At 65.7% G+C, this 25,213-nt stretch carries 27 protein-coding genes; 11 read left to right on the top strand and 16 right to left on the bottom strand.

All coding sequences use genetic code 11. From position 1 onward, the window contains the following. Positions 1-36: 36 nt before the first annotated feature. Both ABMC89_RS12600 and ABMC89_RS12605 read right to left on the bottom strand, forming a co-directional pair. Positions 37-741, bottom strand: a complete 705-nt coding sequence (locus ABMC89_RS12600; RefSeq protein WP_349568279.1) for a winged helix-turn-helix domain-containing protein — start codon at positions 739-741, stop codon at positions 37-39. After that, positions 713-1,006: a hypothetical protein gene (locus ABMC89_RS12605; RefSeq protein WP_349568280.1), complete on the bottom strand. Its 294-nt coding sequence runs from the start codon at positions 1,004-1,006 to the stop codon at positions 713-715. Before ABMC89_RS12605 ends, ABMC89_RS12600 begins: the two co-directional genes overlap by 29 nt. Positions 1,007-1,185: 179 nt before the next feature. Between ABMC89_RS12605 and ABMC89_RS12610 the strand changes: the two genes are divergently transcribed. The 3 genes from ABMC89_RS12610 to ABMC89_RS12620 all read left to right on the top strand — a co-directional run bounded on the left by ABMC89_RS12610 (position 1,186) and on the right by ABMC89_RS12620 (position 3,747). Next, the gene (locus ABMC89_RS12610; RefSeq protein ID WP_349568281.1) at positions 1,186-1,782 is read left to right on the top strand and encodes a hypothetical protein; all 597 of its coding nucleotides are present in this window, start codon (positions 1,186-1,188) and stop codon (positions 1,780-1,782) included. A 145-nt stretch (positions 1,783-1,927) separates the two neighbouring features. Further along, positions 1,928-2,542, top strand: a complete 615-nt coding sequence (gene rnhB / locus ABMC89_RS12615; RefSeq protein WP_349568282.1) for a ribonuclease HII — start codon at positions 1,928-1,930, stop codon at positions 2,540-2,542. Positions 2,543-2,646: 104 nt separating this feature from the next. Continuing rightward, a complete protein-coding gene (locus tag ABMC89_RS12620; RefSeq protein WP_349568283.1) occupies positions 2,647-3,747 on the top strand; it encodes a site-specific DNA-methyltransferase in 1,101 nt (366 codons plus the stop codon). A 161-nt stretch (positions 3,748-3,908) separates the two neighbouring features. On the opposite strand, the gene ABMC89_RS12625 is transcribed toward ABMC89_RS12620, so the two are convergent. The 3 genes from ABMC89_RS12625 to mutY form a co-directional block, all read right to left on the bottom strand. Next, positions 3,909-4,334, bottom strand: a complete 426-nt coding sequence (locus ABMC89_RS12625) for a response regulator (RefSeq protein ID WP_349568284.1) — start codon at positions 4,332-4,334, stop codon at positions 3,909-3,911. Positions 4,335-4,396: 62 nt separating this feature from the next. Continuing rightward, a complete protein-coding gene (locus ABMC89_RS12630) occupies positions 4,397-5,542 on the bottom strand; it encodes an alkane 1-monooxygenase (protein WP_349568285.1) in 1,146 nt (381 codons plus the stop codon). A 72-nt stretch (positions 5,543-5,614) separates the two neighbouring features. Then, positions 5,615-6,652 carry an A/G-specific adenine glycosylase gene (gene mutY, locus ABMC89_RS12635; RefSeq protein ID WP_349568286.1) on the bottom strand — a complete coding sequence of 346 codons (1,038 nt, stop codon included), beginning with the start codon at positions 6,650-6,652 and terminating at the stop codon, positions 5,615-5,617. A 147-nt stretch (positions 6,653-6,799) separates the two neighbouring features. Between mutY and ABMC89_RS12640 the strand changes: the two genes are divergently transcribed. The 4 genes from ABMC89_RS12640 to ABMC89_RS12655 all read left to right on the top strand — a co-directional run bounded on the left by ABMC89_RS12640 (position 6,800) and on the right by ABMC89_RS12655 (position 9,518). Continuing rightward, positions 6,800-7,333: a DUF721 domain-containing protein gene (locus ABMC89_RS12640; protein ID WP_349568287.1), complete on the top strand. Its 534-nt coding sequence runs from the start codon at positions 6,800-6,802 to the stop codon at positions 7,331-7,333. 16 nt (positions 7,334-7,349) lie between these two features. Beyond that, positions 7,350-8,027: a DsbA family protein gene (locus tag ABMC89_RS12645; RefSeq protein WP_349568288.1), complete on the top strand. Its 678-nt coding sequence runs from the start codon at positions 7,350-7,352 to the stop codon at positions 8,025-8,027. Then, on the top strand, positions 8,027-9,139 hold the full coding sequence (locus tag ABMC89_RS12650; protein ID WP_349568289.1) for a CaiB/BaiF CoA transferase family protein: 1,113 nt from the start codon (positions 8,027-8,029) through the stop codon (positions 9,137-9,139). Before ABMC89_RS12645 ends, ABMC89_RS12650 begins: the two co-directional genes overlap by 1 nt. Before the next feature lie 91 nt (positions 9,140-9,230). Further along, positions 9,231-9,518 (top strand): DUF1330 domain-containing protein, encoded by a 288-nt coding sequence (locus ABMC89_RS12655; RefSeq protein WP_349568290.1) that lies wholly within the window; start codon positions 9,231-9,233, stop codon positions 9,516-9,518. 12 nt (positions 9,519-9,530) lie between these two features. On the opposite strand, the gene lpxK is transcribed toward ABMC89_RS12655, so the two are convergent. From lpxK to ABMC89_RS12685, 6 genes are all read right to left on the bottom strand, one after another. Continuing rightward, a complete protein-coding gene (lpxK, locus tag ABMC89_RS12660; protein ID WP_349568291.1) occupies positions 9,531-10,526 on the bottom strand; it encodes a tetraacyldisaccharide 4'-kinase in 996 nt (331 codons plus the stop codon). Next, positions 10,526-11,758, bottom strand: a complete 1,233-nt coding sequence (locus ABMC89_RS12665) for a 3-deoxy-D-manno-octulosonic acid transferase (protein ID WP_349568292.1) — start codon at positions 11,756-11,758, stop codon at positions 10,526-10,528. The genes lpxK and ABMC89_RS12665 overlap by 1 nt, the downstream gene beginning before the upstream one ends. Positions 11,759-11,767: 9 nt before the next feature. Next, a complete protein-coding gene (locus tag ABMC89_RS12670) occupies positions 11,768-12,010 on the bottom strand; it encodes a DUF4170 domain-containing protein (protein WP_349568293.1) in 243 nt (80 codons plus the stop codon). Between the two features lie 57 nt (positions 12,011-12,067). After that, positions 12,068-12,859: an inositol monophosphatase family protein gene (locus ABMC89_RS12675; protein WP_349568294.1), complete on the bottom strand. Its 792-nt coding sequence runs from the start codon at positions 12,857-12,859 to the stop codon at positions 12,068-12,070. Continuing rightward, positions 12,846-14,192 carry a TldD/PmbA family protein gene (locus ABMC89_RS12680; protein WP_349568295.1) on the bottom strand — a complete coding sequence of 449 codons (1,347 nt, stop codon included), beginning with the start codon at positions 14,190-14,192 and terminating at the stop codon, positions 12,846-12,848. The genes ABMC89_RS12675 and ABMC89_RS12680 overlap by 14 nt, the downstream gene beginning before the upstream one ends. 177 nt (positions 14,193-14,369) lie before the next feature. Continuing rightward, positions 14,370-15,917, bottom strand: coding sequence for a DUF2125 domain-containing protein (locus ABMC89_RS12685; protein ID WP_349568296.1), 1,548 nt, complete (start codon positions 15,915-15,917; stop codon positions 14,370-14,372). Between the two features lie 165 nt (positions 15,918-16,082). Between ABMC89_RS12685 and ABMC89_RS12690 the strand changes: the two genes are divergently transcribed. Further along, positions 16,083-16,832 (top strand): SDR family oxidoreductase, encoded by a 750-nt coding sequence (locus tag ABMC89_RS12690; protein WP_349568297.1) that lies wholly within the window; start codon positions 16,083-16,085, stop codon positions 16,830-16,832. Continuing rightward, positions 16,829-17,446 (top strand): enoyl-CoA hydratase/isomerase family protein, encoded by a 618-nt coding sequence (locus ABMC89_RS12695; RefSeq protein ID WP_349568298.1) that lies wholly within the window; start codon positions 16,829-16,831, stop codon positions 17,444-17,446. Before ABMC89_RS12690 ends, ABMC89_RS12695 begins: the two co-directional genes overlap by 4 nt. Positions 17,447-17,652: 206 nt before the next feature. On the opposite strand, the gene ABMC89_RS12700 is transcribed toward ABMC89_RS12695, so the two are convergent. Then, complete coding sequence (locus tag ABMC89_RS12700) at positions 17,653-17,970, bottom strand: HNH endonuclease (RefSeq protein WP_349568299.1); 318 nt, start codon at positions 17,968-17,970, stop codon at positions 17,653-17,655. 68 nt (positions 17,971-18,038) lie between these two features. Between ABMC89_RS12700 and ABMC89_RS12705 the strand changes: the two genes are divergently transcribed. Further along, positions 18,039-19,373, top strand: coding sequence for a mechanosensitive ion channel family protein (locus tag ABMC89_RS12705; protein ID WP_349568300.1), 1,335 nt, complete (start codon positions 18,039-18,041; stop codon positions 19,371-19,373). Further along, a complete protein-coding gene (locus ABMC89_RS12710) occupies positions 19,370-20,545 on the top strand; it encodes a TIGR03862 family flavoprotein (RefSeq protein ID WP_349568301.1) in 1,176 nt (391 codons plus the stop codon). Before ABMC89_RS12705 ends, ABMC89_RS12710 begins: the two co-directional genes overlap by 4 nt. 9 nt (positions 20,546-20,554) lie before the next feature. Here the strand turns inward: ABMC89_RS12710 and ABMC89_RS12715 are convergent, their stop codons facing one another. From ABMC89_RS12715 to leuS, 4 genes are read right to left on the bottom strand one after another with little or no spacing between them, the layout of a single operon-like run. Beyond that, a complete protein-coding gene (locus tag ABMC89_RS12715; RefSeq protein ID WP_349568302.1) occupies positions 20,555-21,145 on the bottom strand; it encodes a glutathione S-transferase family protein in 591 nt (196 codons plus the stop codon). A gap of 19 nt (positions 21,146-21,164) precedes the next feature. Then, positions 21,165-22,163, bottom strand: coding sequence for a DNA polymerase III subunit delta (holA, locus tag ABMC89_RS12720; RefSeq protein ID WP_349568303.1), 999 nt, complete (start codon positions 22,161-22,163; stop codon positions 21,165-21,167). Continuing rightward, complete coding sequence (gene lptE / locus ABMC89_RS12725; RefSeq protein WP_349568304.1) at positions 22,160-22,660, bottom strand: LPS assembly lipoprotein LptE; 501 nt, start codon at positions 22,658-22,660, stop codon at positions 22,160-22,162. Before lptE ends, holA begins: the two co-directional genes overlap by 4 nt. Further along, positions 22,647-25,208, bottom strand: a complete 2,562-nt coding sequence (gene leuS / locus ABMC89_RS12730) for a leucine--tRNA ligase (protein WP_349568305.1) — start codon at positions 25,206-25,208, stop codon at positions 22,647-22,649. Before leuS ends, lptE begins: the two co-directional genes overlap by 14 nt. Positions 25,209-25,213: the final 5 nt, after the last annotated feature.

Here is a 25,213-nt window from a genome sequence, read left to right on the forward strand (position 1 = left end):
CAGAGACTGAATCGTACCAATCAATCGCGCGCCGGTTCAGAGAACCTTGATCACGTCCTTGTCGATGGCCAGCATATATCCGCGCCGCGCGATATTCTTGACCAGAAGCTCGCTGACGATCTGGTTGCCCAGCGTGTCGCGCAGCCGCTTGATGCGCGTCGCCCCCGCCGCCTCGTCGCAATCTGCGGCGGACCGGCCCGAGATCATGCCCTCGATCTCGGATCCCGATAGAACGTCGTCGTCCATCCGCGCCTCTGCCAGTACCGATAACGTCTCCATCGCCGCATCGGTCAGCTTGAACCCCAGATTGTTGAGGTAGACCTTGTTTTCCTCGCGGCTGATCAGCAGCGACGAGACCTGAATGCCCGTCCGCTCGATCTGGGCCATCCTGCGGTTGAAGCCGATCAGCATCACCAGAAAGGTCACCGCCGCCACCAGCATCGCGGCGGCGAAGATCAGCAGCACCCCGATCAGCACGCGGTAGTTGGTCAGCGTGTCGGAAAAGGCGGTGCCCGACTGCGCCAGAATCTCCAGCAGCTTGATCTCGGCGGCGCTGGTCAGATCGTCATTTTCGATAAAGATACGTTCGACCCGCGCGTTGAACGCGTTGGCGTCGGGCAGGGCCCAGAACATCACGACAGCGCCGATCAGCAGCATGGCCACCACGGCGGCCACGCCGAAACCCACGAACCGCCCGCCGAAACGGCGGATCTCAGAAGCGGAGAAAGTTTGATCCGGCACTGCTTCTCCTTTGGTCCAGTCCCTCGGGTCCGAAGACCGACACGATATTCAGAAGGGTCCACCCCTTCGCGGCCAGCCGCTCGGCGAGTTCGCTGCGGGCGGCGCCCTTGGTGCAGTCGCCGCGCACCTCTGCCACACCGTAATGCAGTCTGAGGGGATTGTCCTGCTTCGCCTTGTAGTCGGCGTAGCAATCCGCCGCCTGCGCCTGTGCGCCTGCGGTGGTCAACAGGGCGACAAGGCCCAGAAGGGGAAGCATCTGTTTCATAGGCTCACGATGCGCCCCGGCGCGCGGATATTCAATATCCCTTGGCGTCCGCCGCTGGCGTTATCCGATAACAGGCCCGCGTTATTGCCTGTCCGGCGGCCCCCGACCGATGTTGGCCTCACACCGCCGAACGTGGCCTCTGCCGCCCTCAGGCACCTTCGACCGAAAGGACCAGACCCATGCGCCTGCTTTTTCCGAACCGCTTCATTCCGCTGTTGTTGGCAACGGCGGTTGCCCTGGCGGCCTTTACCTCTGTGCCCGCCTACGCCGACGACCGGCGCGCCGCGCGGACCATCGCGACGATTCTCGGCCTCGCGGTCGTGGGCAAGATCATCCACGACAAGCGCAAGGACGAGAAGAAAGCCAAGAAGGCAAAGAAAGAGGCCAAAGAAAGGTCATACAAGGACGTGCAGCGCCGCCACTACGATCCGCAGCCCGCGCGCCGGCCCGCCCCGCTGGTCCATCGGCACGGAAACCTGACGCATGCGCACCGCGACGGGGAATACGTCCACAACCACGGCTATACCCGCCACCAGCCTCGTCCGCTGCCGCAGGCCATAGACCGCAAGCTGCTACCCAAGCAGTGCTTCCAGAATATCCAGACGCGCGACGGCTCCGCACAGCTCTTCGAGCGCCGCTGCCTCGAACGCTCCTACAGCTTCGTCGACAACATGCCGCAAAGCTGCGCACAGCGGATCCGCACCCGCGATGGCACGCTCAGCGGCTATGACGCGCGCTGCCTGCGGCGCAACGGCTACAGCCTTGCACGCAGCTGACGTCTGAAAGGGTACCGGCGCGGGGGTGTCACCGCTTTTGCGTCGGGTTGGCGGTGTGTGTGTGCCGCCAAAGGGAAGGAGGGGATGTTCGGGCATCCCCTCCTTTTCACTTGCGCGAAAGGGCTGCATCCGCTTTTCCGGTGTCATGTTGCCTGATTTCTCATTCGAAGACGCCGCGCGCGCCCGCGGCTATACACGTATCGCCGGTGTGGACGAGGTCGGGCGCGGCCCGCTTGCCGGTCCGGTCACCGCCGCGGCTGTCGTGCTGGATCCGGCGCGCATTCCCGACGGCATCAACGACAGCAAACAGCTCAGCCGCAAACGCCGCGAAGCGCTGCACGAGGTGCTGATGGAGGTGGCCGATGTCTCCGTCGCCCATGCCACGGTCGCGGAAATCGAGGAGCACAACATCCTGCGCGCCAGCCACATCGCGATGCGCCGCGCGCTCGCGGGGCTGCGGGTGCCCGCCGATTATTGCCTGATCGACGGCAATCGCCTGCCCGAAGGTCTGAACCTGCCCGGTCTTCCGGTCGTGAAGGGAGACACCCGTTCGCTGTCGATTGCGGCGGCCTCAATTATGGCAAAAATCTGTCGAGATTGTGTCATGTTGTCCCTCGCGCAACAGCACCCCGGCTACGGATGGGAAACCAACATGGGATATGGATCAAAAAGCCACATGTCCGCGCTGCAAAAACTTGGCCCGACCCCACACCATAGACGAACCTTCGCACCCGTACACAAGATGTTGTGGCAAGGTTAATTCTTAAACTTTTGATTCAAAAAAGAAATTGACCGGGAATCAGCCCGCGGTCATCTTTGTCCTCAACCAACGAGTGCACAAAAGCACCGGGGCAGAGGCAGTACATGACGACCAAGACAAAAGGGGCGCAAGCGCTCCCCCTGAACACGATTCTCAGTGGCGATTGCATCGAGGCGATGAACGCGTTGCCCGAGGCCAGCGTCGATCTCATCTTTGCGGACCCTCCCTATAATCTCCAGCTGCGCGGCGATCTTCACAGGCCCGACAATTCCAAGGTCGATGCGGTGGACGATGCGTGGGACCAATTCGACAGCTTCAAGGTGTATGATGAATTCACCCGCGCCTGGCTCAAGGCCGCGCGGCGGCTTCTGAAACCCGATGGCGCGATCTGGGTGATCGGCAGCTACCACAATATCTTCCGCGTCGGTGCCGCGCTTCAGGATCAGGGCTTCTGGATCCTCAACGATGTGGTCTGGCGCAAGTCGAACCCGATGCCCAACTTCCGCGGCAAACGCTTTACCAACGCCCACGAAACCATGATCTGGGCCGGTAAATCCGAAGCCAGCAAATACACCTTCAACTACGAGGCGCTGAAGGCGCTGAATGAAGGCGTGCAGATGCGCAGCGACTGGGTTCTGCCGATCTGCAACGGTCACGAACGGCTCAAGGATGAAAACGGCGACAAGGCGCATCCGACACAGAAACCCCACAGCCTGCTGCACCGCGTGCTGGTCGGTTCGTCCAATCCTGGCGACGTGATCCTCGACCCGTTCTTCGGCACCGGCACCACCGGCGCGGTGGCCAAGATGCTCGGCCGTGACTGGATCGGCATCGAACGCGAGGAAGCCTATCGCAAGGTTGCCGAAAAGCGCATCGCGAGCGTGCGCAAGTTCGATTCCGAAGCGCTCCAGACCACGACGTCCAAACGCGCCGAACCGCGTGTGCCGTTCGGCCAACTGGTCGAACGTGGCATGCTGCGCCCGGGCGAGGAGCTCTACTCCATGAACGGTCGCTACAAGGCAAAGGTGCGCGCGGACGGCACATTGATCGGAGGCGACAACAAAGGGTCGATCCACCAGGTCGGTGCTGCCTACGAGAAAGCACCCAGCTGCAACGGCTGGACCTACTGGTGCTACAAGAAAGAAGGCAAGCGTGTGCCCATCGACGTTCTGCGCCAGCAAATCAGGGCCGAAATGCAGAACTGAATACCCCCAGACATTCGAACACCGCCAGTGTCACTGCGCCCTCCACATGAGGGACCGCATTGCTGACACTCACCTTGGCCCCGCCTTCATTGGCGGGGCTTTTTTCTGTTCCGCCCCCCCTTTGGCGCGCGGGCCGCACCGGTATCCTTTCGCTTCCGCCCTCAGCTTACACGCGTGTTCCGGAGCGGGCGGCAGCGCAACGCCTGCTCGACGTAGCGCGCGCCGAACTCCGATTTGTTCACCACATAGAGAACCCCCGCACTCGCCGCCTTTTCCCACATGAAGGGCGTCGGCCAGTCGCTGACCATGATCACGGGGATTCGCGACAGCTTCGGGTCCGATGCGAGTTCCAGCGCGAAATTCGCCCCGATCCCGTCGGGCAGGTTGTTGTCGAGAAGGATCAGGCCGATCCCGCCGCGCGCCAGCGCGGCACGGGCCGAGTGCAGGGTCGCGGCGATTTCGACCCGCATCTTACCGGCGGTCTTGCCGATCACCCGCGTCATCATCAGCTGGTCGAACGTGCTGTCCTCGACGATCAGACAGGTCGTTGGTTTCGACTGTGGCATCGTGGCGGCATGGCTGTGCATGGGATCCCCTCAACGGAAAATGGCGCATGCACCACTATCCATCACGGGGTCTTAAGATGCCCTTACCGGGGCATCGGCGTGCGCGCCTTGTTATAGTCCGCCCAGTCCTTGATCTCGGGATAGTAGGTCTTGCGCCAGCCGCGCACGCGCGGGTTCATCACCCGCCGCCAGAGCGGGGGCACCATCGCGATCATCGTCATCATGGGATAGCCGTAGGGCAGCTGCGGCGCCTCGTCCGGGCCATAGGTCTGCAGCACGGCAAACCGGCGGTCGGGCTTGAAATGATGGTCCGAATGGCGCTGGAGGTTGATCAGCAGCCAGTTCGATGCCTTTTGCGCCGCGTTCCACGAATGACGCGGCTGGACATGTTCGTATTTTCCGTCGCCCAGATGTTTGCGCGTCAGCCCGTAGTGTTCGATGTAGTTGACCAGCTCAAGCTGCCAGATCGCCACGCCCGCCTGCAGCACGAAGAGGCCCACGCCCGACCAGCCCCCCAGCGCGAAAGCCAGCGCCACGAATCCCGCCTGCAGGGCCCAGTACCGCCAGAACGGATTGGACCGATGGCTCCAGCGCAGACCCTTGCGCGACAGCATCGCGGCCTCGGCGCGGAACGCCGACCGCCAGCATTGCCACAACACGCGCGGATAATAGCGGTGGAAACCTTCGTTATAGCGCGCCGACACCGGATCGCGCGGGGTGCCGACATAGCGGTGATGGACGAGCAGGTGTTCGGACCGGAAATGCGAATAGAGCACCATCGCCAGCAGGATGTCGGCCATCCATCGCTCCAGCCGGTTGCGCTGGTGCATCAGCTCGTGGGCGTAGTTGATGCCCACCGTGCCGGTAATCACCCCGACGCCGAAGAAAACCCCGATCCGTTCGGCGGTGCGCAGATGCTCCGCCTGCGGGACGTACCACAAAAGGCCCATCAGCATTGCCAGTTGGACCGGCACCCAGATCGTGGTGATCGCGCGGTACCAGAATAGATGCGCATCGGTCGCGGAGGGATCCGCGTTCTCGGTATTCAGCCCCAGGGCGGCATCCAGCGCGGTAAACAGGTACCACGTCGCCACCGGCACCAGCACGATCGCCCATCCGCCATAGAAGGCGGCGGTCCACGCCAGTGGCACCAGCGCCAGCGACAGCCAGAACGGCAGGGCGCGGCTGAGCTTGGCCAGCTCCGGTGGGGCGATCGTGGTCTCTGTCATCTTCGTGTTCCGTGTTTGGCTACGGACCTACACAGTACCAGAAAATTCGGGAAGGGAATATGTGGCCCGCTGTCACTGCACCAGATCGTAGGCTTTGCGCATCACCGTGGGCAGATCGGCGGGTCCGAACTCGGCGCGGGTATAGAAACGGCCGCGTGCGGGGGTGCAGTCGTGCGGCAGCTCGGCCAGCATGACCCGCAGGATCAGGTGGAAATGCGTAAAGGTATGGCGCACGTCACCGGCGACTTCTTCCCAGTCGCCCGGCGCGGGAGGGGGGCTTTCGGGATGCGGCTGGTCCGTGCCGATCCACTCCGACCCCGGCCAACCCAGCATCCCGCCCAGCAATCCGCGTTCGGGTCGGGTTTCCAGCAGCCAGGCACCATCCGCGCGGCGGCCCAGATAGACAGTGCCGTGGCGGACCGGTTTCGGTTTCTTCGGGGTCTTCTTCGGCAGTTCGCCCATGGTGCCCGCGATCCGCGCGGCGCAGGGCTCGCGCCACGGGCAGATCCCGCAGGCCGGCGATTTCGGCGTGCAGATCGTGGCCCCCAGATCCATCACCGCCTGCGCGTAATCGCCGGGGCGTGTCTCGGGGGTCAGCGCCTCGGCTCTCGCCATCAGCAGCGGCTTTGCCTCGGGCAGCGGCGTGTGGATATCGTAGAGCCGCGCCATCACCCGCTCGACATTGCCGTCCAGAACCGCGTGCGGCAGGTCGAACGCGATCGAAGATACCGCAGCCGCCGTGTAGGGCCCTATGCCCGGCAGCTTGAGCAGCTGCGCATGATCGGCGGGAAACGCGCCGCCGTGCTCGGCCACGACCACGCGGGCACATTTCAGAAGGTTTCGCGCCCGAGCGTAATAGCCAAGGCCCGCCCATTCGGCCATCACCTCGGCGTCCTCGGCCGCCGCCAGATCGCGCACCGTGGGCCAGCGCGCGATGAACCGGCGGAAATAGTCGCGCACCGTTGCCACGGTTGTCTGTTGCAGCATGATCTCGCTCATCCAGACGGCATAGGCGTCGGGGCGCTCGCCTGCCTTGCGCGCCTGCGGGCCCACGCGCCACGGCATTTCGCGCGCGTGCCGGTCGTACCAGCCGAGCAAGGTTACAGACATGTTATCTTTGTCACGCAATCTTTATGCTCCGGTGGGGTTCTGACGGGGTGGCAGGGCGCGTACCTTGCGTTAGACTGATCACTGTCCCACATAGGGCGAAACCGTGATAGGCTCCACCGTCGCCGAAGGAAAGACCGCGCCAGCGAGATGACAAAGCGTTTTCCCACCACCAAGGGCTTTGCCCGAACCTCCAATCTGCTGGCCAAGCGGATTCGCGAGGCGTCGGAAAGCCGTGGTTTCGCGCAGTCGCGTCTGCTGACCAACTGGGCCGAAGTCGCGGGCGAAGACGCCGCTGCGATCTCGCGTCCGGTCGAGGTGTCCTACGGGCGCGGCGGGATGGGGGCGACGTTGACCCTGCTGACCACCGGCGCCAATGCGCCGATCCTCGAGATGCAGAAGGAACAGCTGCGCGCGCGGGTGAACGCGGTCTACGGCTACAACGCCATCGCCCGGATCCGCGTCACGCAGACCGCCGCGACAGGCTTTGCCGAGGGGCGCGTCGCCTTCGACCACGCCCCGAAGAAGGCCGCCCCCGCGCCCGATCCCGCCCTGCGCGCCCGCGCCTCGGAAACCGCGGCCCCCATCGGCGACGCCGGCCTGCGCGACGCGCTCGCGCGGCTGGGCGAGAATATCCTGACCAAGACATCCGCACCGGCGAACAAGACCCGGTCGGACCAATAAGACAAAGGAAAACACCATGAACCGCAGAACTCTCCTTCTCGGCAGCGCCGCCCTTCTGGGCCTTGGCGGCTGGTACGCTTTCACACCGCGCCCCACAGGTGCGCTGTCGGAAGGGCTGTTGCCCGGCGCGGCCAATGCCCAGACCACCGACGAGACGGTCGATACCTCCGGTATCGTCGAGATGGTCGCAGGCAATCCCGACGCCGAAGTCGAGGTCATCGAATACGCGTCTTTCACCTGCCCCCATTGCGCCAGCTTCCACGCAGGCCCCTACAAGCAGCTCAAGGCCGACTACATCGACACCGGCAAGATCAAATTCGTCTACCGCGAGGTCTATTTCGACCGCTTCGGCCTCTGGGCGTCGCTGATCGCGCGCTGTGGCGGCGAAGAGAAGTTCTTCGGCATCGCGGACCTGCTCTATGCCGGCCAGTTCGAATGGACCCGCGCGGGCGAACCCGCCGCCATCGTCGAGGAGTTGCGCAAGATCGGTCGCCTTGCGGGGATGGAGAACGATGCCATCGAAGCCTGCCTTCAGGACGGTGAAAAGGCCAAGGCGCTGGTCACCTGGTACCAGCAGAACGCCGAAGCCGATGACATCGACAGCACGCCGACCTTCCTGATCAACGGCAAGAAATACTCGAACATGGCCTACGCGGACATGAAAGAGATCATCGAAGAGGCGTTGGCAGGCTGATGGCTGCGCCTCTCGCCGGACTGAAAGTCATCGAACTGGCGCGCGTTCTGGCTGGCCCATGGGCCGGCCAGACGCTGTCGGATCTGGGCGCGGATGTGATCAAGGTCGAAAGCCCGGCGGGCGACGACACGCGCCAGTGGGGTCCGCCCTTTGTCGAACGCGAGGGGGACCGGTCGTCGTCCTATTTCCACTCGGCGAACCGCGGCAAGGCGTCCGTGGTCGTCGATCTCAAGACCGACGCGGGCCAGCAGCGGATGCACGAGCTTCTGGACGGGGCCGACATCCTGATCGAGAATTTCAAGACCGGCGGCCTTGCCAAATACGGCATGGACTACGGCAGCCTCAAGGAGCGGTATCCGGGGCTGATCTATTGCTCGATCACCGGCTTCGGGCAAACCGGACCCTACGCGCACCGCGCGGGATATGATTTCATCATTCAGGGCATGTCCGGCCTGATGTCGATCACCGGCGAACCCGACCGCCAGCCGCAAAAGCACGGCATGGCGATCACCGATATCTTCACCGGCATCTACGCCACCACCGCGATCCTCGCGGCCCTGCACCAGCGCGGCACGACCGGAACCGGGCAGCATATCGACATGGCCCTGCTGGACTGCGCGGTGGCCATCACCGGCAATCAGGCGATGAACTATCTGACCACCGGCACCGCGCCCACGCGGCTGGGCAACGCACATCCGAACCTCACCCCCTACGAGGTATTCGAGACCTCCGATGGCCACCTGATCATCGCGACCGGGAACGACGGCCAGTACCAGCGGCTCTGCGCGCTTCTGGGGCTCGACGATATGGCCCGCGACCCCGATTACCTGACCAACGCAGACCGCGTCGCCAACCGGCCCGAGATGATCCGCCGTCTGGGCGCCGCCACGCTGAACTTCACCCGCGACAGCCTCCTGCAGGCCTGCGAGGACAACAACGTGCCCGCAGGGCCGATCAACGAGATGAACGATGTCTTCGCCGACCCGCAGGTCGTCGCGCGCGGGATGCAGATCGAACTCGACGGGATACCGGGCGTGCGGTCGCCCTTCGGTTTTTCGGATGCGGAGCTGTCGCTGGTCCGTCCCGCCCCGAAACTGGGCGAGGACGACTGATCCCGCCCACCGTACTGCATTTTTCGGCCAGATCTGCTAGGCTTTCACGGGCCGCCGGCAACCGGCGACCCGCGAAAGAAAGGATCGGAATATGCCAAAAGGGTATCTCATAGGGCACATCGACGTGCACGACAGCGCGGCCTTTGAAGAGTTCAAGACCATGTCGGGGGCCGCGATCAAGGCGCACAACGGGCGCGTCCTGATCCGCAATCCCGACCCCGAAGTGCTGGAAGGCGAGGTCCGGAAGCTGACGATCGTCGTCGAATTCGACAACATCGAGGCGGCACGCACCTTCTATCACTCCGATGCCTATACCCAGGCGCGGCAACTGCGCGAAAAAGCGTCCGATACCGATCTGATGCTTGTCGAAGGGATCTGAAAACCTCGCGGGTCAGCGGATCTCCGAGGTCACCCGCTTCAGCGCGTCTACCAGTGCCGCGTCGTCATCCATCTGCAACCGGACGGGCAGGGTGATGACCTTCATCCGCCACTCGGGCGGCAGGCGCACCGCGTCCTTTTCCGTTGTCACCAGCTGCGCCCCTGCGGCGCGGGCATCCGCGTCCAGCCGCGACAGCAACGCGCCGGTCAGCGGCTGGTGATCGTCCAGCGGCTCGGCGTGGATCAATGTCGCGCCCAGACCGCGCAGCGTGTCGAAAAACTTCTCCGGGTGGCCAATGCCGGCAAAGGCCAGCATCGGTGTATCGGTCCAGTTCATTCCCGTTTGCAGCGGCACCAGCTCTGCCGCGACCCGTGGCAGCGCGGGCGGCAGGGGCCAGAGCTGCGCAAAGCGCTCCTGCGCCGCCGCCTCCCCGATCGAGACCAGCAGATCGGCCCGCGCCAGCGCGGTCTCCACCGGCTCGCGCAGGGGCCCTGCGGGCAGACACAGCCCGTTGCCGAACCCGCGGGCCGCATCGACCACGACAAGGCTCAGGTCGTGGGCCAGCGCGGGGTTCTGGAAGCCGTCGTCGAGCACGATCACTTCTGCGCCGCCGCCGACAGCCGCGCGGGCGCCCGCCGCGCGGTCCTCGGCAACCCAGACTTCGGCAAAGGCCGACAGCAGCAGCGGCTCGTCGCCCACCGCTGAGGCACGGTGGCGGCGCGGATCGACACGCACCGGCCCCTTCAGGCTGCCGCCGTATCCCCGGCTGACCACATGCGGCTCGAGATGCAGCGCGCGGAGCCGATCGACCACCGCGATCACCGTGGGCGTCTTGCCGGTGCCGCCCGCGTTGATGTTGCCCACGCAGATCACCGGCACGCCGACGCGGGCGCGGTCGCCCCCGGCCAGCCGCCGCGCCGTGGCACGGGCATAGAGCGCGCCAAGCGGTTGCAGCGCCCGCGCGGCCAGACCGGGCCGCCTGCTGTCCCAGAACCGGGGCGGGCGCATCAGCCCATCCCCGCTTGCGTGTCCAGCGTGTCCTGCACCAGATCGGTGATCCGGTCCGACAGCGCCGCGCCTTCGCTGATAACCTCCCAACCCGCATGCGCCATCAGCGCCGCCTGATCGGGCGCAACCAGCCGGGTTACGGCGGTGCCGAGGGCGGAACTGTCGTTGATGATCCGTGCCGCCCCCGCATTGGCAAGCCGCGAATAGCTTTGCAGGTATTGCCCCACCCGCGGGCCGTAGAGAACCGCCGACCCCAGCGCGGCCGCCTCCAGCGGGTCACAGCCCAACTCACCGGCGACCAGCGATCCACCCAGAAACGATACCGGCGCCATGCGGTAGAAAAGCCCGACATCGGCGAGATCCTCGGTGATCAGCACCTGTGTCGTCTCGTCGGGAAACTGGCCGTCGTCCCAGCTGAGCGTGCGGAACTCGCGCGCGCGCGCCTGTTCATGCGCCAGTGCGATGGCCGTGCGACCGGCGGGGCGCAGGATCAGCAGCAACCGGTGCGACAGGCGCAACGCCTGCCGGTGGGCAGCAAGCACGGTCTGCAGCTCGTCCTGCTGGACCCCGTTGGCGAACCAGATGGGCCGCCCCACGCAGGCGGCTGCCAGCTCTGTGATGTCGGTCTCGTTGCACGGCAGCGCCTGGCTGCCCGCGCTCAGCGGTGCGGTCAGCGCGATATCGTCCCGGTTCAGGCCCAGCTGCGTCAGCCTGCGGGCGGCTTCGGGCGTGCGGGCCATCACGGCGGCAAAGCGCGGCAGCAACGCGCGTGTGACATCGGGCAGCCAGCGGTCGCGCTGGCGGTCGAACCCGTGCGCATCGGCATTCACCAGCAGCAGCGGGACATCGCGGTCGGAGGTGGCGATCACGAGGTTCGGCCGCAGACCGCCCCACGTCCAAAGGCAGCAATCGGGCTGCCAGTGGTCCAGAAACGCCGTGACGCTGTCGGGATGTTCGGACGGCAGCACATCGAGGATCACGCCCCGATATTCCGCCGCGAGGTCGCGCAGGCTGCTGCGCGGCTCCTCGGCAAAGGTGATGAGCACGCAAAGCCCCTCGCGGCTGCTCATCTGGCGCAGGGCCAGATCCTGCACCGCGATGAAATCGTCCGGCGTCCCGCAGTGCACCCACAACAGCTCGCCCGACGGGCGCGGCACGTCTCGCTTTGGCAGCGTGGCCTCCCCGCGCCGCATCAGCGCGCGGTAGGCCGTCAGTCCGAGCGTGCCGGCCATGGATGTATCTCAGCCCAGCTCTTCGGTGGGCGACGCCGGCTTTTCCTCGTCGCGCAGACGGTGAAGATGGGCGATGAAATAGCGCATGTGGGCATTGTCCACCGTGCGCTGCGCTTCGGTCTTCCACGCGTTATAGGCGCTGGCGTAGTCGGGAAAGATCCCGACGATGTGAATGTCGTCGACGTTCTTGAAAACATTCTCGCTGGGTTTGACCAGTTCGCCACCGAAAACCAGATGAAGTCTTTGTGTCATCGTACATATCCCTTGGGTTGGATCAGTTGCGTGTGTGCACGGGCGCGGGGGCGCGCGTCAAGCGGCAGGCACCGGTTCGAGGGCGTCGATCATCGCGCCGTGCAGCGCCGCGCCGCCCGCCACCACCCCGTCTAGGCGCGGATCGGTGTTGTTGAACAGCAGCGGCGCGCCGTGGCGGTTGCTGCATCGCCCGCCCGCTTCCTCGACGATCAGCGCACCGGCGGCGATGTCCCATTCCCAGCTGCGCCGGAGCGTGAGCATCGCGTCGAACCGCGCCTCGGCCACCAGCCCCAGCCGGTAGGCCAGCGACGGGCGGTAGGCGCGTTTGAACGATGGCGCCGCCCCGCCCCGCCAGAGTGTCCCGTCGAGCGCGGGTTTCGCCGCCAGCACGGTCGCGCGGTCGAAGGCATCGATGCCCGACGCCCGGATCGGCACGCCGTTCAGCCACGCGCCCTGCCCCAGTGCGGCGGAATACAAAAGCTCGCGCAAGGGCAGGTAGATCACCGCCGCCGTGACGACGCCGCGTTCGGCCACCGCCAGCGCATGCGCCCAGGTATCCGCGCCTTCGACAAAGCTGCGGGTGCCGTCGATGGGATCGATGATGAAGATCCGCTCGTGGCCGCTGCGGTGGGTGGCGTCGCCCGATTCTTCCGACAGCCAGCCATAGCCGGGCCGCGCGGTCGTCAGCACGTCGCGCAGCAGCCGGTCCACCGCCAGATCGGCCTCGGTCACCGGCCCTGCGTCGCCGGGTTTCTCCCAGCGCTCCGCGCGCGTCCCGCTGAAACTGGTCGAGACTTTCGCCGCCAGCCGCGCCGCGTCGATCAGGAGGGGCAGGTCAGTCGCCGGCAAGGGTCATCCCCGGCACCAGAAGCGATGGCACCACGCGGCTGAGGTGCGTGCGCGCGTCATTCGCCGGTACGATCGACAGCAGCATGTCGCGCAGGTTGCCGGCGATGGTGCATTCATTGACGGGATAGGTAATCTCGCCGTTTTCCACCCAGAACCCCGCAGCACCCCGTGAATAATCGCCGGTGTTGGGGTTGATGGTCGATCCGATCATCGACGTGACCAGCAGACCGGTTCCCATGTCGCGCAGCAGCTCGGCACGGCTGGCGCTGCCTTGCGTCAGGCTGACGTTCCATGTGCTGGGCGAGGGCTGTGATCCGGTGCCGCGCCCCGCGTTCGCGGTCGACGGCAGGCCCAGCTGGCGTGCGGTCGCCAGATCCAGCGTCCAGCCTTGCAGGATGCCGTTCTCGACGATGGCACGGCGCGCGGTGGGCAGCCCTTCGGCATCGAAGGGGCGCGATCCGGTGGCGCGCGGACGGTGCGGATCCTCGATCAGCGACAGGCCCTCGGGCAGCACGGCTTCTCCCATGGCGCCGCGCAGGTAGGACGCGCCGCGCGCGATGGCGCTGCCGTTGATCGCGCCCAGCAGATGGCCGATCAGCGTGCTGGCGACCCGTTCGTCGAACAGCACCGGATAGCGGCCCGTCTTGGGGCGGCGCGCGCCGCTGCGTTCGACCGCGCGTTCGGCGGCGCGGCGGCCGATTTCCTCCGGGCGGCGCAGATCGGACTGGAAGATGCGGCTGTCGCCGTCGTAATCGCGCTCCATCCCGGTGCCGGTGCCCGAAATCGCAACACAGCTGATGCCGCGATCGGTGCGGCGGTAACCGCCCGCGAAGCCGTTGCTCGCCGCCAGATGGACCTCCCGCGCGCCGTAGCCCGCGCTCGACCCCTGCACCTGGCTGACGCCCGCAACCTCCAGCGCCGCCGCTTCCGCCGTTGCGGCATCCTCCTGCAATGCCTCGGGCGAAGGCTCCTCCGCCGGATCGTGCAGCTCTAGCGCCGCGGCATCCGTGTCGCGGGCAAGCTGCGCAGGCTCGGCCAGACCGGCAAAGGGGTTCTCAGGAGCCTCGCGCGCCATGGCGACCGCGCGGGTGGCCATTTCATCGACCGTGCGCGAGGACGTATCCGAGGCCGAGACGATGGCACTGCGCTGGCCCACGAAGACCCGCAGGCCGATATCGGTGCTTTCCTCGCGCTGCGCTTCTTCCAGCGTGCCGCCACGGACATCCACGGACATGGATGTCCCGCGCACGGCCATGGCGTCGGCACTGTCCGCTCCGGCGGCTTTCGCCGCGTCCAGCAATTGCGCGGTCAGCGTGTCTAGCGCCTGCGTCATGTGATGATCTCCTGTCCCCGGGGTCGGCAAAGAGGTAGCGGCGCCCCGCCCCTGCCGCAAGGGCAGGGGGTGATATTGACGCGCCCCGCGTCGCTAAGATCGCTCCGCGCCCGACAAAAAGGCGCGGGCGGCACCCCCGGCGCAGGTTTGCGCGGCGGAGGCGGGGCCTGCGGGCGGCTACCTGATCTGCTGCCCGTTGGCGAGAATGCGGCCGTCTTCGCTGAAGGTGATGGTGGATTTCAGCGTGTCGGGCGCGTCGCCCGGCACCGCGAAAAGCCCCATCATCATCCGCGCACCCATCGCCTGATCCGCAGGGATGAGCCCCATCGCCGCCAGTTTTTCCAGCAGCGCATTGGCGCCTGCAAGATCTATGTTGATCTCGCCGACTGGCTTGGGAAAGCCCGGCAAGGTGGTCTTGTCGGTGTTGTCAAAGGCGACATCGCCGGTGGCATTCACCTCGGCGCCCACGGCGTCGACGGTCAGGTCGTTGATCGTCACACGCTCGATCTCGCCCGGCACGGTACCGGGCGCCATGTTCGCCGCGACCTGCGGGTCGAGGAAATCGTACAGCAGCTTCACCTTGCCGGTCAGATCCAGTGCAACCGTGGCGGGGTCGTGCGGCAATTGCCCCTGCGGATCGACCATGCCCCAGATCATGTCCGGCAGGTCCAGCTCCGTCAGGTTGAAGCCCAGTGCGAAATCCTGCGCGTCCTCACCCTTCAGAACCGGTGCCCGCAGGGTGAAACCGCTTTGCGCCATCGACGCCGACAGCGGCAGCGGGAACCCGGCAAACTGTGCGGCCATCGCCACCTCTTGCGATGCGATGTCGTAGCGGATGCCGTCGGGGGTCATCGCGACGCCGAAGGTGGCGTTGGCCGATCCGGTGGTAATCTTGCTCTGCCCGTCGCTGCCGGTCAGGTCGATGTTGGTCTGCGCGCCTTCGCTGCGGATCGTCCCGTCAAAGGCAAAACCCGCGTCGAGCATGGCGGTGATGTCGCCAGCGGAGGCGATCGGATCGGCGGGCAGAGCGCTGGTTCCGCCAAGCTCGATCTTGTTTGCGGTCAGGTTCAGCGCCATCTGGTCCGGGCCGTCGGGCGACTGGAAAAACGCATCGTAGACGAAATTGTCAAAGGTCATGTTCTGCACGTACTGCCGCACCTGCGCGACCGTGACGCCGGTGGTCGACAGCAGGTTCTGCCCCGAGAGGGTGAACCGCGCGCTTTCGGCGGCGGCGGCGGCCTCTTCATCATCCGTCTCCAGTGACAGATTGCTCAGGGCGACGGCAAAGCTGTCGGCGGAATAGTCGTATTGCATCGCCTCGGGGGTGCCGCTGGCGATCATGCGCTGACCCGATTGCGTGTAGGTCATGTTGATCGTCGCGGGCTGGCCCAGTTCCTCGTTGGTCATGCGGATCGTGACCGGAATCGTGTCGGGCATCACGACCTCGACAGTGCCATCGCTGGCCTCGACGAATTCCAGACTGCCCAGCGTCATCGTCATGTCCTGCCCATCGGCCGCATCCGGGGCCAGAGCGACAGCGATGCCCGTCACCGCGAGGGTATCGCCCCGCGCGGTTTCGGTCGCGGTCACGACGTATCCCATGCCCTGCATGTAGCTGCGCCAATCGCCCCAGACGTCGGCGGCCGTCAGGTCTGCGGCGGCGGAGGTTGCAAGAAACACCAGCCCGAGAGCCGTGCTGCCGGTAAGAGTACGCGCGCGTGTCATCGGTGAAATATCCTTTGCATCAAATCAACGGGCAAAGGCTCTGCCAAAGCGGCGGTGGGGTCAAGGGGCGGCTTCGCGCGCCATGGGCTGGCCCCGGCGCGTCGCATTGGATACCAAGGGCAAAACGCGCCCCCGGCGCGGGCGCAGAACACAGGGAGACACACGATGGATATGACCGGAAAGACCGTAATGATTACCGGCGCAAGCCGTGGCATCGGGGCCGAAGCCGCGCGGGTTTTCGCCAAGGCGGGCGCGAACGTGGCCCTTCTGGCGCGCAGCCAGGACGATATCGCCACGCTGGCGGGTGAAATCGGCCAGCAGGCCATCGCCATCCCCTGCAATGTCGCGCGCTTTTCCGAACTCTCCTCGGCGGTGGAAACCACCGTCAGCGCCTTCGGCGGGCTGGATGTGCTGATCAACAACGCGGGTGTTGTCGAGCCGATCAGCCACATCGCCGATGCCGACCCCGACGCATGGGGACAGCTGATCGACATCAACGTCAAAGGTGTCTTTTACGGGGTGCGCGCGGCGCTGCCTGCGCTGCGGGCAAACGGCGGTGGTTCGGTCCTGACGATCAGCTCGGGTGCTGCCCATAACGCCATCGAAGCCTGGAGCGCCTATTGCGCCTCCAAGGCGGCGGTCAACATGTTCAACCGCGCGCTGCACCTCGAAGAACACGCCAACGGCATCCGCGCCATCGGCCTGTCACCGGGCACCGTGGCCACCGAAATGCAGCGCAAGATCAAGGCGTCGGGGATCAATCCGGTCAGCCAGCTGGACTGGGAGACCCACATCCCCGCCGACTGGCCCGCGAAATGCCTGCTCTGGATGTGCTCGCCCGAGGCGGATGACTGGTGCGGCGACGAAATCTCGCTGCGCGACGAAGATATCCGCAGCAAGGTGGGCCTGACATGATCGAACTGGCGCAGGACGGCGGCATCTGGACCGTCACGCTGAACCGGCCCGACAAGGCGAACGCGCTGACCGAGGATATGCTGGTCGAGCTGTGCGAGATCATGGAGCGCGCGGGCGACGCGCGCGCCGTTATCCTGACGGGCCGTGGCAAGATCTTCAGCGCCGGTGCGGACCTCGATGCCGCCCGCGCGGGCCTCGCCACCTCCGATCTCTGGGAGCGTCTGTCGGGCGCCATCGCTCAACTGCCGGGGCTGACCATCGCGGCGCTGAACGGGACGCTGGCGGGCGGCGCGATGGGCATGGCGCTTGCCTGCGACATGCGCATCGCCGTACCGGGAGCGAAATTCTTCTATCCGGTGATGAAACTGGGCTTCCTGCCACAACCCAGCGATCCGGCGCGCATGGCGGCGCTCACCGGCCCGGCCCGCGCCAAGCTGATCCTGATGGGCGGGCAGAAGATCCTCTCCGACGAGGCGCTCTCGATCGGGCTGATCGACCGTATCGTCGATCCCGAATCGCTGATCGAAACGGCCCGCGCGCTCTGCGCCGATACCGTCGCCGCCGACCCCGAGATCGCACGGGCCATCAAACGGATGTGCACCGGCCGGGCGTGACAGCCGGGAGGCGCGTTAACCTATTGATAATAAATGGCAAAGTTACCCACGGGTAACCGTGCCCCGGCCGCGTCAGATCAGCGGCACGAAAGGCACATCGCAGGCTGCGAGGGTCAGAAGGACACCCAGAAGGACAAGAATACGCATGGCTGCTGCTCCGGTTTGTTGGGGGTCATGCCCCGTTTTGCGGGCAGACTAGCACGGCTTCAGCGCTTGCGCATGCCACCCGGAACCTTTGATTTGAACGATGGCGGACGTTTGCTCACCCATTTGGCGAATTTCTCCAGCCTCGGATGCGAACGCAGCGCTTCGGGCGTGTGATAGTCGCGCGCCAGCTCGGCCTCGGTCAGGCTGGCGTGGACCTCGCGGTGGCAGATGTGGTGCATCAGAACCGTCGGTCCGCCCTTTCCCCCTTTCAGCTTAGGAATCAGGTGGTGCAGGCTTTGCGGCACACCCGGCGGGATCGGCCGCAGACACAGCGGGCAGATCGGATCATCGGTCGGTGTGTCCAGCGTGCGGGCCAAGGGCTTGATCCTGAAACGGGGCTGCGCCAATAGAGTGGTACGGTCGCGCAGCAAGGCAAGGGATGCCCATGGATTTCGATCTCACCGCGTTTCCGCCGATCGTCCAGCAGATCGCGGGCTACGCCATTCAGGGGTACGAGCTGGCACTTGGCTGGCTGCTCAGCCCCGCGGCATGGTCGCAATTCGCGGTTCTCGTGGTGGCCTACCTGCTGGCGGTGGTCATCGCGCGCCGGATGCGCCCCGCGCTCAGCTCCCTGATCGACCCCGGCGAACGGCGTGGCATCTTTTCGGCCCCGCGCCGGTTCATCCTGCGCTTTCTGCCCCTGATCCTGCCGTTGCTGGCCTATGCGCTGACCGGGATCGGCGAACAGGTGATCCGCTCGATCTTTGAAAGCGGGGCGGTCATTGCCTTCGGCAAGCGGCTGTTCCTTCTGCTGGCCGCGCGCATCTTCGTGCGCGACATTCTCAACGATCCGTTTCTCAAGCTGCTGGGCCGTTTCATCCTGCTGCCCATCGCCGCGCTCTACGCTGTGGGGCTGCTCGACACGGTGGTGCTGCAACTGTCCGAAACCGTCGTCGGTGTCGGCAACATCCGCTTTTCGCTGATCTCGATCGTGCGCGGCCTGATCGCGGGGTCGCTGCTGTTCTGGCTCGGGCAATGGTCGAACCAGCAGACCGTCGCGGTGATCGAAAAGCAGCGGGAAATGCGCCCGTCGATCCGGCAGTTGCTGATCAAGACCGTCGAATTCGCGATCTTCGCGATCGCCTTCATCCTGCTGATGAACATCATGGGCATCAACCTCAGCACTCTTGCGGTGCTGGGCGGTGCCATCGGTGTCGGTCTGGGTTTCGGCCTGCAAAAGATCGCGTCGAATTTCATCTCCGGGGTGATTCTGCTGGTCGAGGGTCAGGCGACCGTTGGCGATTTCGTCGAACTCGACGGGGGCGAGGCGGGCACCATCGTCAAGATGACCGCCCGCGCGATCATTCTGGAAACCTACGATGGCCGCTGGATCGTGGTCCCGAACGAGGATTTCATCGTCACCCGCGTGGTGAACTATTCCGACTCCGGTTCTGCCAACCGCTACGAGGCGCCGTTCAGCGTGAGCTACGACACCGACATCAACCGCGTTCCGGGTATCATCGAACGGGCCGTGGCGACCCATCCCGAAGTGCTGTCGGAGCCCTATCCCCCCGATTGCGAATTGCGCGGCTTTGGCGACAGCGGCATAGATTTCGCGGTGGAATTCTGGGTCAACGGCATCGACGATGGCCCGAACAAATACACCTCCGACGTGCTGTTCCTGATCTGGAACGCGCTGCGCGACGAGGGGATCGAGATCCCCTATCCGCACCGCGTCGTCGAAATCAAGGGCGGCCCTGTCCCCGCCGCGCCGGAATGAGCCACGCGGTCGTCATCGGCAGCGGCCCCGCCGGTCTGATGGCGGCGGCTGCGCTGGCGCAGGCGGGCCACCCCGTCACGATCTGCGAGGCCAAGCCCTCCGTCGGGCGCAAGTTCCTGATGGCGGGGAAATCCGGTCTGAACCTGACGAAAGACGAACCCGCCGATGCCTTCCTGCGCGCCTACGCCGAGGCGCAGCCGCCCCTGCGCCCGATGCTGGACGCCTTCGGCCCGTTGCAGGTGATGCGCTGGGCCGAGGATCTGGGAGAGCCGGTGTTCGCGGGCAGCTCCGCGCGGGTCTTCCCGAAGGCGATGAAGGCCTCGCCGCTGCTGCGCCGCTGGCTTGCGCAACTCGGTGCAAGCGGCGTCACGATCAACACGCGCTGGCGCTGGACCGGATGGGACGGCGCTGCGCTGGCTTTCGAAACGCCCGCCGGCGTGCAGCACCTTCATGCGGATGCAACGGTTCTGGCGCTCGGGGGCGCAAGCTGGCGGCGGCTGGGGTCGGACGGGGAATGGACAGGCTTGCTGGCCGGACGGGGCGTGCCTCTGACACCCTTCGCGCCCGCGAACGCGGCGGTGGCGATGGCCTGGTCGGATCATATGACGCGCCACTTCGGGGCCGCGCTGAAATCCATCTCGCTGGCCTGCGGCCCCTATACCTCGCGCGGGGAGGCGGTGATCTCCCGGCGCGGGCTCGAAGGGGGCGGTATCTACAGCGTCAGCCGCGGCCTGCGCGAAGGGCATCCGCTGGTGGTTGATCTCGCCCCCGACCTGCCGGCCGCGCAGATCGCCCAAAGGCTGTCACGCCCCCGCGGCAAAGCCACGCTGTCGAACCATCTGCGCAAAACCCTGCGTCTCGATCCGGTGAAAATCGCGCTGTTGCAGGAAATGGCGCATCCGCTGCCCGACGACGCGGCGGCACTGGCGGGGTTGGTCAAGGCGCTGCCGTTGCACCACGCGGGGCTGCGCCCGCTGGACGAGGCGATCTCCACCGCCGGTGGCATCGCGTGGGCGGGGCTGGACGAGGGGCTGGGCATTCGCGCATTGCCGGGTGTTTTCGCCGCCGGAGAGATGCTGGACTGGGAAGCGCCGACCGGCGGCTATCTGATCACCGCCTGTATGGCGACCGGGTTATGGGCCGGTCGCCACGCAGCCGCGGCGATGGGCTGAACGCCCCTCTCAGGCGCCGCGTGCCTTTGCGGCCTTGAACGCGTCGCGCTTGCGCAGGCCGGCGGCCCATGTGCCAAGCTTGTCGTCCACCGCAGGGAATCCCGCGCCGATGGACCAGTTGATGCAATGCACGGCCAGCAGGTCCGGCACGGTGATCTCTTCGCCCATCAGGAACGGCCCCTGCAGCCGTTCGGACAGCTGGCCGGAGGTGCGGGCAAACTCCGCCTTGAGGCTGTCCTTGATCGCGGGCACGCGCTGGTCTTCGGGGAAGACAAAGCTGTGCTTGGCCGCGGCCCACAGGATCGCGTCGAATTCATCGATCAGCCAGAACAGCATCGCGTCCTGACGGGCCCGCGCGATTGTGCCCGCCGGTGCCGTCAGCGCGCCGTGCTTGTCCGCGAGATATTGCATGATCGCGACAGAATCGGTCAGCAATTCATCACCGTCCAGAAGCGCCGGCACCTTGCCGGAGGGATTGTACTCCATCGCTTCGGGCGAGCGCGGCTTGGCCGGAACCAGATCGAAGGGCTGGCCCAGTTCCTCGAGCATCCACATCACGCGGAACGCCCGTGTCTGGGCTGCGCCGATCAGTTTGTACATGTCTTTCCTCCCGTTGGTTTCAGGTCGCGCCATACATCGCGAGGCGGATGAAAAGCCGCTCGATGATGGCCAGCGCAGGGGCGGTTTGCCCGGCGGAGCGCAGTTGCAGATCGGTATCGGTCAGCATTGTCAGCGCATTCTCCAGCTTGGCCGTGCCCCACGCGCGCGCCTGCCGCGCCACGCGGTCGCGGTCGCGCACGCCGTAGATCGGCGCGCCGGGTGAACAGGCCACGCGGTGCAGGGTGCGAAAGTGGCGCATCGCCATGATGCTGAGTGTCACCGCGTTCACACCCTGGCTTTGCAGGCGGCGCATCAGCGGGCCGATCTTGGCCGACTGCGCCTCGGCCACGACGTTGAGAATGTCGTCCACGCCCGCCTCGACGGACGCGGGGGCACAGGCGGCGATATCGTCCAGCGTGACCGGATCATTCGGGGTGCTGAGCTTGTAGAGCGACAGTTTCTCGAGGGTCTGGCGAAAGTCACCGGGATCGAGCGTGCGCGCGAGATCCTCGAGTGCCGCCATGACGCTGCCTTCGGCCTGCAGTCCGGTGTCGGCCAGCAGGCGCGCGATCTCGGCGCGGTCGGGGGGATCGTCGTAGATCGCCAACGCGTAGGCATTGGGGTGGCTTTCGAAGGCCTTGCGCAGTTTCGACGTCTTTTTCAGATCGCCCGCGCTGACGACGATCTGGGCATCGCCCGGCTGCCAGTCCGACAGCGCATCGAGGACCGCACCGGCCACCTGTTCGGTGGCGTCCTCGACAAAGGCGGCGCGGGGGCCGGGGAAAAATCCGACCGCCTTGATCGCGTCGTTCAGCAGCGCCGGTTCGCGGCGCAGATCGGCGGCGGGGATGCGTGTGAGGCGCATTTCCTCGTCGGCGGCGGGACCGAGAAGGGCGCGCAGGTATTCCTGCCGCTTGATCGCCACGCGCATCGCGTCCGATCCGAAGACAAGCAGTCCCAGCCTGTCGGCGGGGGGCTTGGCGATCAGGGCGGTCGCGTCGCGGCGGTTCAGTTTCATGCGGGCAGGGCCGTGGTGAACAGCCGCGCGACGATCTGGTCGGCGAGGATGGTCATCAGCCGCTCAACCGCGTCGCGTTCGGCAGCAAGCGTCGCCACGGTGGTGCCGGTGGCGGAATAGGCGGTGAAGTTGCGCACGTCGCCCGAGGTCACGATGCTGCCGGTGGTGGTATCGCGCAGGGCAAAGCCCGCCTCGCCGATCAGGTTGTAGCGCGTGATGTCGCCCGCGCTGTTGATGGCGAGCCCTTCTTCGGCCACGTCGAGCGTCATGTCGAGCGCGTAGCGCGCGGCCGGATTGCTGCGCCCCAGACGCGTTTCGAGCTGGCGCGCCAGAAGATAGCCGGGCTGTGTTGTCGGTTCCTGCACCAGAACCTGTCCGCGCAGGGCCGCACCGGCGCCGCCGGGCGCGTAGACGGGCGTAAAGCCGCAGGCACCCAACCCCAGAGCCGCAAGCGGCAGGGCAAGGCGCAGCAGGCTGCGGCGGTCAAGCAACGACATTCACGATCCGGCCGGGCACAACGATCACCTTCTTCGGGGTTGCCCCGTCGAGTGTACGGACAACCGCCTCGTGGGCAAGGGCGAGCTTTTCGATCTCGGCCTTGTCCATGTCGGCGGGCACCTGTATTTCCGCGCGCCGCTTGCCGTTGACCTGAATCGGCAGGGTGACGGTATCGTCGACCAGCATCGCCTCGTCCGCCGTGGGCCACGGGGCGGTGGCAATCAGGCCCTCGCCACCCTGTGCGGACCAGATCTCTTCGGACAGATGCGGTGTCATCGGCGACATCAGTTGCGCCAGCGTCATGACGGCCTCACGTTGCGCGGCCTTGGAGGCTTTGGATTTCTGCAGGGTCGCGGTGAAACCGTAGAGCTTGGCGATGGCAGCGTTGAAGCCGAAGGATTCGACCCCCATGGTCACATCGTGGATCGTCTTGTGCATCGCGCGCAAAAGCTCTTCGTCCCCCTCGCCTGCGGCTCCGTCGCTCATCGCGGCGATCCGGTCCGAAAGGCTCCAGACCCGTCCGAGGTGTTTATAGGCGGCTTCCGCACCCGACGCGGTCCATTCCACGTCGCGTTCGGGGGGCGAATCGCTGAGCACGAACCAGCGGGCGGTATCGGCCCCGAAGGACGAGATGATGTTGAGCGGGTCGACCACGTTGTTCTTGGATTTCGACATCTTGGCGGAGGGGATGACCTCGACCTCCATGCCGGTTTCCCTGAGCACCGCGCGGTCGCCCTGCAGCTCGACCTCTTCGGGGAAGTGGAACACCGGGCGCCCCTCGGGCCCCTTGCTGCGATAGATCGCGTGGGTCACCATTCCTTGGGTAAAGAGCGCATCGAAGGGTTCGATCGCCGACTCGGGCAGGTGCCCCGTGATCTGCATCGCGCGGGCGAAGAAGCGGGCATAGAGCAGGTGCAGGATCGCGTGCTCCACGCCGCCGATGTACTGGTCGACGTTCATCCAGTACTGCGCGTCTTCCATGACCGTCGGCGTTTCGGCGCGCGGCGCGGTGAAACGCGCGTAGTACCAAGACGAATCGACAAAGGTGTCCATCGTGTCCGTCTCGCGCTTGGCGTCCTTGCCGCAGGCGGGGCAGGGCACGTTGCGCCACGCGTCATGACGGTCCAGCGGGTTGCCGGGAATGTCGAAGGTGACATCCTCGGGCAGTTTGACGGGCAGGTTTTCCTTTCGCTCGGGCACCACGCCGCAGGCGTCGCAATGCACCACCGGGATCGGGCAGCCCCAGTAGCGCTGGCGCGACAGGCCCCAGTCGCGCAGGCGGTATTTGGTCACGCCTTGGCCGACACCCTTGGATTCGCAGAACGCGATGGCGGCCAGGACGGCCTCTGCCCCCGTCTGCCACTGCTCGCCCGCGAAGCCGCGGTTGTAGAAGACCTTTTCGGTCTTCGGCGGGACATAGGCGACAAAGAGCTCTTCGTCGGCATCCTCCGACGGCAGGAAGGTCGAGATGATCGGCAGGCCGTATTTGGTGGCGAATTCGAAATCGCGCTGGTCGTGCGCCGGACAGCCGAAGATCGCACCGGTGCCGTAGTCCATCAGGATGAAGTTGGCGATGTAGACGGGCAGCTCATGGGAGGTGTCGAAGGGATGGCGCACGCGGATGCCGGTATCGAAGCCCAGCTTCTCGCCGGTTTCGATCGCTTCCTCGGTGGTGCCGCCCTTGCGGCATTCGGCGACGAAATCCGCGACTGCGGGGTTGTCACGCTCCAGCGTCTTGGCAAGCGGGTGATCGGGCGAGATGCCGACAAAGCTTGCGCCCAGCAGGGTGTCGGGACGTGTGGTGTAGACCTCGATCCGGTCGTGGCCGTCAGGCGCATCAATGGTGGAAAAGGCAAATTGCAGGCCACGCGACTTGCCGATCCAGTTCTCTTGCATCAGGCGTACCTTGGCGGGCCAGTTTTCGAGCCTGTCGAGGGCGGAGAGAAGTTCCTCGGAGTAGTCGGAGATGCGGAAGAACCACTGCGTGAGCTCGCGCCGCTCCACCAGCGCGCCCGAGCGCCAGCCGCGCCCGTTCTCGACCTGTTCGTTGGCCAGAACCGTCATGTCGACCGGATCCCAGTTGACCACCGCGTTCTTGCGGTAGATCAGGCCGGCCTCGATCATGTCGATGAACATCGCCTGCTGGTGGCGGTAGTATTCGGGATGGCATGTCGCGATCTCGCGCGACCAGTCGAGCGAGAAGCCCAGCGGCTTCAGCTGGCTCTTCATGTCCTCGATGTTCTGGTAGGTCCATGTGCCGGGGTGGATGCCCTTTTGCATGGCCGCGTTTTCGGCGGCGAGACCGAAGGCATCCCAGCCCATCGGGTGCAGCACATTGAAGCCGCGCGCCAGTTTGTAGCGCGCGATCACGTCGCCCATCGTGTAGTTGCGCACATGGCCCATGTGGATGCGCCCAGAGGGGTAGGGGAACATCTCGAGCACGTAATACTTGGGCTTGTCGGCACTGCGGGTGGCGCGGAAAATCTCGTGCTTTTCCCAAGCGGCCTGCCAGCGGGATTCGATCTCGGACGGGGTGTAGCGGGTCATTGTCG

The sequence above is a fragment of the Sulfitobacter sp. HNIBRBA3233 genome (assembly GCF_040149665.1).
Lineage (GTDB): Bacteria > Pseudomonadota > Alphaproteobacteria > Rhodobacterales > Rhodobacteraceae > Sulfitobacter > Sulfitobacter marinivivus.